We start from the raw sequence: 406 nt of genomic DNA, 5'->3' as shown, positions 1-406 counted from the left end.
GGCCGAGCAGATGGCGCGCCGCCTGGCGGCCGAAGAGGGCATCTTCTGCGGCATCTCGGCCGCCGGCGCCTGCGAGGTGGCGCTGCGCATTTCGCAGACCGTCGAGAACGCGACCATCGTGTTCATCGTGTGCGATCGCGGCGACCGCTACCTGTCGACCGGCGTGTTCCCGGCGTAAGGTCCAACAGTAAATGAAATGACGAAGGGGCCACACGGCCCCTTTTTTATTGGCGCAGGATCCCGGTCACACGACCGTCTCGAAGATCCCGCGCTTCTCCGGCGCCAGGCCGGAGCGTGCGATTACGACTGCTCGCCGGTGTTGCTCGGCGCTGCAGGCGCCGCGCCTTCCTTCGGCCTGAACTGCTTGGCGCTGATGCGGAACTTGTTGCGGCGGACGCCCATCAGG

The 406-nt window shown here is 66.5% G+C and carries 1 pseudogene; it reads left to right on the top strand.

The features are described 5' to 3' along the window. A pseudogene (locus KVT32_RS28940) lies at nucleotides 1–178 on the top strand (cysteine synthase B); the annotation flags it as partial. Between the last annotated feature and the right edge of the window lie 228 nt (nucleotides 179–406).

This window comes from Achromobacter sp. GbtcB20, assembly GCF_019091095.1.
Lineage (GTDB): Bacteria > Pseudomonadota > Gammaproteobacteria > Burkholderiales > Burkholderiaceae_B > Achromobacter > Achromobacter mucicolens.
This window is presented reverse-complemented; position numbering and strand designations above follow the sequence as displayed.